The sequence below is a fragment of the Candidatus Sulfotelmatobacter sp. genome (assembly GCA_035498555.1).
In the GTDB taxonomy this organism is placed as follows: Bacteria; Eisenbacteria; RBG-16-71-46; order RBG-16-71-46; family RBG-16-71-46; genus DATKAB01.
Genome location: DATKAB010000208.1, coordinates 1 through 9,009, shown reverse-complemented (window position 1 = coordinate 9,009; position 9,009 = coordinate 1). Strand labels below are relative to the sequence as shown.

Sequence of the window (9,009 nt, the reverse complement as noted above, 5' to 3'; positions counted from 1 at the left end):
GGCGGCGCCCTCCGCGTGCCGGGATCTCTACGGACTGATCCGCGGTGGCTTCGATCCACTGCTCGCGGTCTTCGGCTCGTGCACGGCGTTGTTCATCGCGCTATGCGTGTGGTTCGCGATGCGCGGGAACCGAGCGGCGAGCCGGGCGCGCATGCGAACTGTCATCGTGTGCGGCCTGGCGGCGGGTGCGGTCGGCCTCGGAATCGGCTTTTTCGGCCCGCTGGTCTGGGCGCCGGGCGCCAATCAAGGACCCCTGCTCGGGATCTTCATCACCGGGCCGATCGGCCTGGTCATCGGCGCGGTCCTGGGCTGGTTCTACTCGCGGAACCGGACCGCCGCCCGCTAGGAGCTCCTGTTGGTCACGCTCCGTCTCCGATCGGCACGCGCCTCACGCGCTTGCCGGTCGCGGCGAAGATCGCGTTGAGAACCGCCGCGGCGACCGGCGACACCGGCTGTTCCCCCGCGCCGAGCGGCTGCTTCGCGCCCTCGATGAACCAGGTCTCGATCGCCGGCGTCTCGGAGAGTCGCAGGATCGGGTAGTCGGCGTAGCTCGACTGCTCGGCGCGGCCGTCCTTGAACGTGATCCGGCCGCCGAGGGTCTGCGATAGCCCCCAGACCACACCGCTCTCGACCACCGCTTCGAGCCCCAGCGGATTCACGACCGGGCCGCAATCGATGGCGCACACGAATCGGTGTACGCGCACCGCGCCACTTTCGACCGACACTTCGGCCACCTGGGCGAGCGTGGTTTCGCCGTCGTAGACGTGCGCCGCGATCCCGCGGCCGCGACCCGGAGGAAGCGCGCCGCCCCAGCCCGACTTCTCGGCGGCGAGCTGGATCACCGCCGCGAGTCGCTTCCGCTCCGCCTGTACGGCCTCGTCTCCGCTCGGGGAGGCGAGCAGCGCCAGACGCAGCTTCACCGGATCCTGCTTCGTCGCTGCCGCGATCTCGTCGACGAAGCACTCGCGCGCCATCACGTTGGAGGGCGCGAACACCGAGCGCCATGGCCCGAGCGGAATCGGCGCCTCGACCAGCACGAATTCCGCGCGCATGGCGGCGAAGGCGTAGGGGTTGTCGACTCCGCCCCACATGTGGATCGCGGCGAGATCGGGGTTCGCGGGATCCATCTTGCCGCGATAGTTCTGCGCGCTGCTCGCCTCGCGATGCCACCAGGCCACGACCTGGCCGCCGGCGTCGAGGCCCGCCGCCATGCGATGCGCCGCCGCCGGCTGAAAGAAGCCGTGGCGCGTGTCGTCTTCCCGCGTCCACATCACCTGAACCGGTGCCGCGACCGCCTTCGAGACTTCGACCGCTTCGAGCGCGTAGTCGACTCCGAGCCTGCGGCCGAAGCCGCCGCCCAGCAGCGGCACGTGCACTTCGACCGCCTGCGGCGAGAGCCCGAGCTGTTTCGCCACTGCTTCCTGCACCCAGTTGGGCGCCTGGGTGCTGGCCCACAGCTCGCAGCGCCGGTCGTGGACGTGAGCGACCGTGTTCATCGGCTCGAGCGGCGCGTGGACGAAAAACGGATACTCGTAGACCGAGTCGAGCCGGCGCGTCGCGCTCGCCAGCGCGGTTTCGACATTGCCGACGTCGCGGCCGACCGAGCCGCGCCCGTTCGAAGCCTCGATCAGCCGCGCCTGATATTCCGCCGAGTCGAAGCGCGGCTCGTCGCCGCCCTCCCACTTCAGTACCAGAGCGCGCCGCCCTTCGAGCGCCGCCCAGGTGTGATCGGCCACCACGGCAACGCCGTTCGAGACTCGCACCACGCCGCGCACTCCCGGCACGCGGCGCGCCGCCTGATCGTCCAGCGATTTGAGTCGCGCGCCGGCGACCGGGCAGCGTTCGAGGGCCGCGAACTTCATTCCCGGAACGCGCACGTCCATTCCATAGCGAGCGGCGCCGGTGACGATGGCCCGCCCGTCGAAGCGCGGCGTGCGCCGCCCGATCAGACGGTGTTCCGCCGCCGACTTGAGGGGCGCGTCGGCGGGTACCGGTTGCCTGGCGGCGTCGAGCGCCAGATCGCCATACTTCCATTCACGTTTCGACGGCGAATGGATCACGCGCCCGCTTTCGGTGCGGCAGGTCGAAGCCTCGACGCCCCAGCGCGCCGCGGCCGCGGCGATCAGCATGGCGCGCGCTCTGGCGCCCATGCGGCGGAGGGGCTCGAAGCTGCCGCCGACACTCCAGCTGCCACTGGTCGTCATGCGCGGGAAATCCGGGCCGGGGCTCGCGGTATCCACTTCGATCTGCGACCAGTCGGCGTCCAGTTCCTCGGCGACGATCAGGGGCAACGAGGTTCGCACGCCCTGGCCCATCTCGACCCGGCCCACCGTGATGCGCGTGCGTCCGCCGGGCTCGATCGCGAGCACCGCGAACGGGCGGAAGCCGTCGCTGCCCGCGGTTTCGGCGGCGAGGGCTTCGCTCGCGCGGCGCAGCCGGCCGTCGAGGCCCAGCTCGAGCACCAGGCCGGCGACGAGCGCGCTGCCGGCTCTGAGAAATGCGCGACGGGTCGTGGTCACGGCTTGCCCGCGCGCCGCAGCTCGATCGCGCGCTTCAGCGCGAGACGGATGCGCGGGTACGAGCCGCAGCGGCAGAGATGGGCATCGAGCGCCTGTTCGATCGCGGCGTCGTCCGGTGGCGTCCGGCTCTCGAGCAGCGCCGAGGCTTCGAGCAGCATCCCCGGCTGGCAGTAGCCACAGTGCGCGACATCGGCGTCGAGCCAGGCCCGCTGGATCGCGCTCCCACCGGCGGACTCGAGGCCCTCGATCGTGACGAACGAGCGGCCCGCGGCTTCGCCGATCGTCAGCTGACACGAGCGCAGCGTGGTGGCACCCTCGCGCACCGTGCACGCGCCGCACACCCCGATGCCGCAGCCGTACTTGGCGCCGGTGAGGCCGAGCAGATCGCGCAGCACCCACAGGAGCGGCATGTCGGGCGAGGCGTCCACGAGTCGTGGCGTCGCATTGACGACCAACGAATAGCGAGGCATGGCATCACCCTCCGGGCTCGCCGGCGACCCGCGGGCGCGAATCGTCGCGAGCGCCGATGATCTCGCCGCGACCGCGCGAGCGTGGCCACGGAAAACGGACGAGCGCGCCCGTCCTGAGGTTGGGCGCGCTCGGTGTGTCAGCGGATCGTGAGGAACGTGCTCGCTCGCAGCGCGCCTCACTTCTTCCAGTTGGCGATCACCATGAACGGGAACATGCCGCCGGACTTCGCGATGTTGAGCACCCCGATCTGGAAGCCCGCGAGCTTCTCGGCGTAGTTGATGAACGCGAGCTGCAAACCGGTCTCGGTGCCGGCGTAGTTGAAGGCGCTCCATTGGAGACCACCCGCCGTTCCCTTGTCGTAGCTGATCGCGGCGATCTGGAGACCGCTGAAGCTGCCCTCGTTGTAGTTGACGAACCCCCACTGCAGGCCGTTCGAAGCGGTCGTGGTCTGGTTGATGAGACCGAGATCCACCACCTTGACCGACGTGTTCTTTCCGTAGATCAGATCGAGGCGAAACGCGCTCACGCCCTCGGTGGGCTTGACGATCGCGATCGGCGGGAACAGGGAGATGTTGATCGGGCCTTCGGCCGCGACCGCACGATGCGCCGCAACCACGGCCAGCAGGAATGCGATCGACGCGACGAGGCGCTTCGAGTTCATGACGGGCTCCTTCGGGATTCGAGGACTTGGCTCCGTGCCTTCCAAGACCGTTGCGAACCGCGGGACGCTAGCAGTTATTCGCCGGAGGGTTCAACCTACGGCGGGCGCGAGCCGGGCTCGCATCGGAGCTGCGCGAGGCGCGGGCCCGGGGTTCGTTCTAGCGAACGCGCAGCAGGCGCCGCACGTCGATCTGCCCGGCCGACTCGAGCCGCCCGAAGTAGAGTCCCGAGACCACCGGGGCGCCGGCGTCGTCGCGACCGTCCCATTCGATCGAGTGGCGGCCGGAGTCCTGCACCTCGCCCGCGATCAGCGATCGCACCAGCCGGCCGCCGACGTCGAAGACACGCAGGTCCACGCGGGCTCGCCGCGGCAGATCGTAGGCGATCGTGGCGCGCGCCTGGAACGGATTGGGAGCCGCAAATCGCAAAAGCGCACGGGTCGGGGTCGGCAGCGGATCCACTGCGGTCGCGTTCGACGAGTCGTAGATCGCGCTTGCGTACTCGGGATGATCCACGAACGGGTTACGATTGTGCTGGTACTCGTAGATCGCGGCGTTGCGCACGCGCTCCTTCCAGCTCACCGCGTCGGCGATGCTCCACGCCAGGTACTGATGGGCGGCCCAGGCCAGCAGCTGCGATCCGTCGGTGGACGCGCCGCCCGGCCACGACGAGTCCTCACCGTAGTAGCGCGCCGCCACGTAGAACTGGCTGCGCGCAAGATCGCCCTTGTAGCCGTCGATCGGCTCGAAGCACGTGCCGGTGTAGCCGGGCGACACGCAGTTGCCGAGCCGGGTGCCGTTGAGCGACGTCCAGGTGGCGGTGCCGACCTTGCCGTATGGATAGTTGCCGCGCTCGCCGTTCACCTTGGAATCGGTGGGGTAGATGATCCAGAGATCGGAGTACATCGGCAGCACGCTGCCCCCGAACCACGACTGCGGGAACGAATGCTCGCGGTTGTAGGCGATGCCCTCGCTGCTGCCGGAACCCAGCGGTCCAAAGGCGTATTCGTAGGGTGGCGTCCCCCCCGGCACGTCGGAATAGACGTCCCAGACGTTGCCGTCGGGGCGCTTGTCGGTGTGCTCGAACGCAGTGGCGGTGAAGCTGTAGCTGAGCGCGGTGTGCCCTTTGATGATGTTGTGCAGCGCGATCAGCAGCGCCGACCCGCGCAGGCCGGCCACTGAATCGTAGTAGCCGGCCGGGATCGACACGTCGACGAAGTGGAATGCAAACGTCGCGTTGCTGGTGAAATGACTCGCCGAGAGATCCCCCACCCCGTTGACGGTGAGGGTGCGGTCGCCGGCTGGAATCGAGCGCACCGTGATCGTCACCTGGGAGCGGGTGACCGGATCGCGCGACGCGCTCACCGTGCTCAGCCCCTCGACGCTGTAGTTGGCCGCGGTCTCCGAGGTCGCGGAATCGACCGGAACACTGAAGAACACCTGCAGCGTCGAATCGCTGGCCTCGTAGATCGAAGTGATGACGGGCGTCGTGCTCCCACCGCCGCCGGTCCCGGTGACGGTGTAGTTGAGCACCGGCGACTGCACGGTGATCGAGTCGTCGACCGCGGTGATCTGGTAGTAGACGATCGTTCCCCCCGCCTGCGCCGGGATCGGGGAAGACGTCTGCCAGAAGTCGCCACCCACCGGCGCCATGCTGACGACGTTGGGGAGCGGCGAGCTGCTCAGGCCCCACGCCAGCGAGACGGCGTTGAGCGTTCGCGCGGTGTCGACCACGCTGGCCTGAACCGTGACGCCGAGGGTGTCCACCGGCGCCGGTGGAATCAGCGAGAGACTGGAGATCACCGGGCCGCCGACCCCGATCGGCGTCCCGGTCACCGCGAGATTGTCGATCGAGGCCTTGGGGCGCGCGCCGGAAGATCCCGAGGGGCCGGTGCCGTTGTAGTCGTAGAAGCGGATGCGCGCGGTCGGACAGTTGGTGAAACTGGCGGGCAGCGGCACGAGCTGGATCTGGGTCGAGAACGCCACGTTGTTCTGGAAGTTGAGAACCGACGCGGCGGTCAACTCGGTGAACGTCGCACCGTCGGTGCTGGTGTAGACGCGCAGCGAGCCGTTGCGATTGCCCGTGGTGTTGAAGACCGTGGCGAAATCGAAGCTCAGCGTGCCGGCGGTGACGCCGGTGAAATCGAGCAGGAGATCGATGGCCACGGCGTGCGAGTTGTCGGTGGCGTTGGTGGCCAGCAGCTGAATGTTGCCCGAGCCCTTCTGTACGCCCTCGGCCGTGGTCGTCACGAACGACGCGGTGGTCTGCGTGGTCCGGACGCCGTCGGGGATCGTGCCGGTGGCGTTGACCGGCACCGACGCCCAGTACTGGGCTCCGATTCCGGACGCGAAGTTATTGGTCCAGTTCGCGATGTCGTCGAAATTCTCGGCGTAGTTCCCGCTCGTCATCGGGAACGGGATCGCGGCCCAAACGCGCGGAGCGCTGAACCCGGTGAGCGCGGCGACCAGCAGGGTGGGAGCGAGAAATCTCGAGAATGCCGTGCGCAAGGTGGCGGGCCTCGGGGTGTCGGATGACGCGGCGCGTACAAGCGTAACCCGGACTCGAGCCCGAGCCAAAGCCACCGATCGGCGCTACTGGTAGAGCCGCTTGATCCTTCCCCAGCTCGATTGCCGGGTCGGCACCGCCGGCGGCAGGGCCCGCAGGTAGGAGAACGCGCCCCCCGAGCTGCTCCCTCCCCATGCCGTGAACACGATGTCGAGATAGATATCGGCGTCGATGATGTGCATGCAGGCATTGACGCCCACCGAGCTGGGCGGATCCGCCCCGTTCCAGACTTCCCAGGGCGCGAAGGTCAGGCTGGCGTGATTGATCGCGTCGCCGGTCGCCCACTCGGTGTTCTTGGGGCTGACGTTGTGCGTGTAGGCGCTCTCCAGCGCGACATTGAAGATGCCCTGGGTGTTGGCCCGGGAGATCCAGACCGTCGGGGTGATGCGGTCCTGGTTCAGCGGCTGCGTGGGGCTCCCGAACGGCGTCTTCGAGAAGCCGAAGGTGCGGCCAGTCCAGATTTCGGTGGCCCGGGCATGCGTTGCGGAGACCAGCGAGAGCAAGAGAACAAAGAGCAGGGGTAGCCAGCGACGATTCATGGGGGACCTCTTTCGAGATGCGGCGCTTCGCCGTCTGACGGATGTGGCGCGCGATTACAGGGGAATCCTAGCATCCGCCACCGCGTTCTCGAAGGGCGATGTGGGCCCGTGAGGCCCGATCAAGCCGCGGGCGCCCCTCGATCCCCTGCCGGGGCGCCCCTTCGGGTCACGGCACCAGCGCCACCCGCCGGGTCATCGCCCCCGCATCGGTCGCGACCCGTGCCAGATAGACACCGGCGGCCACTCGCGATCCTCCGTCGTCCCGCCCGTCCCAGCGCACCCGATGCAGCCCCGCCGTGAATCCTCCGTCGGCGAGCCGCGCCACGCGGCGTCCTGTGACATCGAACACGTCGACGGAGGCGTGTCCCGCGCGCGGCAGCGCGAACACCAGCTCGGTCGAGCCGCGCGAGGGATTCGGCGCGAGCGAGAATTCGAGCATGGCCGGCGCCGAAATCACCGGCGCCGAAGTCGTGGATTGCGGCACCGAGGTCAGGTAGAAGAGATCGGTCTCGGTGGTCGCCTGGACCTGGGCGGGCCGAGCGGCCGCCAGGTTCGGCGCAAACGACGGGACGGTCCGATTCCCGATCGCGACCACGTCGAGGCTGCCGTTGGAATGGTTCGAGAAATTGCCGAGCGCGATCAGCTTGGGAGCCTGACACGCGCCGAAGCTGACCGCGTCCGCCAGGCCGTGCGTGGAGCCCGAGAGCGTCCCGGCCAGCACGCTCACCGTATTCCCGGTCGTATTGGCCGTGACCAGATCGATGTTGCCGTCGGCGTCGATGTCGCCGGCACGCACCATCACCGGCTGCGGATCGACTGGGAACGTGCCGAACGGGGAGAGCGTTCCGTTCCCGTTGCCCTGGAACACGTAGACTTCGTTCTGATCCGGAATCGCGAGCGCCACGTCGGGGAAATTGTCGGCCCCGACCACCGAGGCAACGGCGATCGAAGCGGGCGCGAGTCCGCCCGGGATCGGGTAATCCGCTGCCGCCGACATCACGCCGTTGCCCGTGTTCATGAGCACCGAAACGGAATTGTCGGAGTTGTTCACCGTGAGAATGTCGGGCGCGCCATCGCCATTGAGGTCGGCGATCGTGATCTCGCGCACGTACGAGCCCACCGCGTAGCGGACCGGTGGCTGGAAGCCCGACCCGTTGCTGAGCCACACCATCACGCTGTCCCTCCCGCCTTCCAAGATCGCGGCGGCAATGTCGTAGCGCCCGTCGCCATTCAGATCCCCGGTGGCGACCGCCACTTCTTCGCCGGTCGTGCCGTCGAATAGGGACGGAGCACCGAGAACGCCCGACGCGGAGACCGGGAAACGGCCCGGCTGGCGCGAGTCGAAGGTGGTCACCACTTCGACGGCATTGGGTTGCGAACCGACGCCGACCCCCGTCGCCACGGCGGTGCCGGTGGCCGGAAGCGCGTAGGGCGTCGCGAAGGCCCCTCCCGACGAGCGCACGGTGGTGACGTGCGGATAGCTCACCAGCGCCAAATCGGGGATCCCGTCCGAGTCGAGATCGCCGACCGACACCCCGATCGGACTTTCCGGCAGGGCGACGCTGTTGACGACGTCCCCGAACTGATCGCTGCCGTGGCCGAGAAAAACGTCGAGCGTCGCCGGCGCCGCCTCGTTCAGCACCACGAAGTCGGGCGCGCCGTCGTGATCGAAGTCGACGACCTCGAGGCCGAAGGGATAGCTCCCGGTCGGGAGCTGGTGAAGGATGTTGCCGTGCAGATCGAGGACCAGCGCGAGATCGAGATGATCGATGATGTCGATCAGGTAGTCCGCCTTCCCATCGCCATTCACGTCCACCGGGGCGCCATGGATGGTGGCGTCGTTGGTTCGACCGAGGTCGGCCTGGGGCGTGAGGGTCTGCGTGAAATTGCCGGCGCCGTCGTTCGTGAGCACGGACATCTCGGTGTCCTCGCGGTCGACCACCAGATCCATGTCTCCATCGCCGTCCACGTCGGCCGCGAAGATGTATTCGGGTCGCGTGTATACGAAATTGGAGTCCGGGGGAAGCACGACGTTGATCGGCGCCGCGTAGTTCCCGTTTCCCTGGTTCATGAACAGTCGAATGATATATCCGGGGGCGTAGGGGTCGATAACATTGGAGAACGCGGCGATGTCGGGCAGACCGTCGCCGTTCAGGTCCGCCTCCGCGGCGAACGGCGGCAATCCCCAGGGCGGGGCGTTGTCGAGGAAGCTCTCGACGAGCCCAACGTCATCGATCCGCGCCACGGTGACGAAG

7 protein-coding genes are annotated in these 9,009 nt (G+C 68.2%); 1 reads left to right on the top strand and 6 read right to left on the bottom strand.

The features are described from left to right. Positions 1 to 346: hypothetical protein (locus VMJ70_15955; GenBank protein ID HTO92626.1), on the top strand; the 346-nt coding region annotated here is incomplete at its 5' end. A gap of 13 nt (positions 347 to 359) precedes the next feature. On the opposite strand, the gene VMJ70_15950 is transcribed toward VMJ70_15955, so the two are convergent. The 6 genes from VMJ70_15950 to VMJ70_15925 all read right to left on the bottom strand — a co-directional run. Beyond that, entirely contained in the window at positions 360 to 2,519 is a 2,160-nt protein-coding gene (locus VMJ70_15950; protein HTO92625.1) for a molybdopterin cofactor-binding domain-containing protein, read from the bottom strand. Next, positions 2,516 to 2,989, bottom strand: a complete 474-nt coding sequence (locus VMJ70_15945) for a (2Fe-2S)-binding protein (GenBank protein ID HTO92624.1) — start codon at positions 2,987 to 2,989, stop codon at positions 2,516 to 2,518. The genes VMJ70_15950 and VMJ70_15945 overlap by 4 nt, the downstream gene beginning before the upstream one ends. A gap of 176 nt (positions 2,990 to 3,165) precedes the next feature. Next, positions 3,166 to 3,651, bottom strand: coding sequence for a hypothetical protein (locus tag VMJ70_15940; protein ID HTO92623.1), 486 nt, complete (start codon positions 3,649 to 3,651; stop codon positions 3,166 to 3,168). Positions 3,652 to 3,808: 157 nt separating this feature from the next. After that, positions 3,809 to 6,157 carry an endonuclease gene (locus VMJ70_15935; GenBank protein HTO92622.1) on the bottom strand — a complete coding sequence of 783 codons (2,349 nt, stop codon included), beginning with the start codon at positions 6,155 to 6,157 and terminating at the stop codon, positions 3,809 to 3,811. An 84-nt stretch (positions 6,158 to 6,241) separates the two neighbouring features. Beyond that, positions 6,242 to 6,754, bottom strand: a complete 513-nt coding sequence (locus tag VMJ70_15930; GenBank protein HTO92621.1) for a hypothetical protein — start codon at positions 6,752 to 6,754, stop codon at positions 6,242 to 6,244. Positions 6,755 to 6,920: 166 nt separating this feature from the next. After that, the coding region (locus tag VMJ70_15925; protein HTO92620.1) for an FG-GAP-like repeat-containing protein at positions 6,921 to 9,009 on the bottom strand (2,089 nt) is incomplete at its 5' end.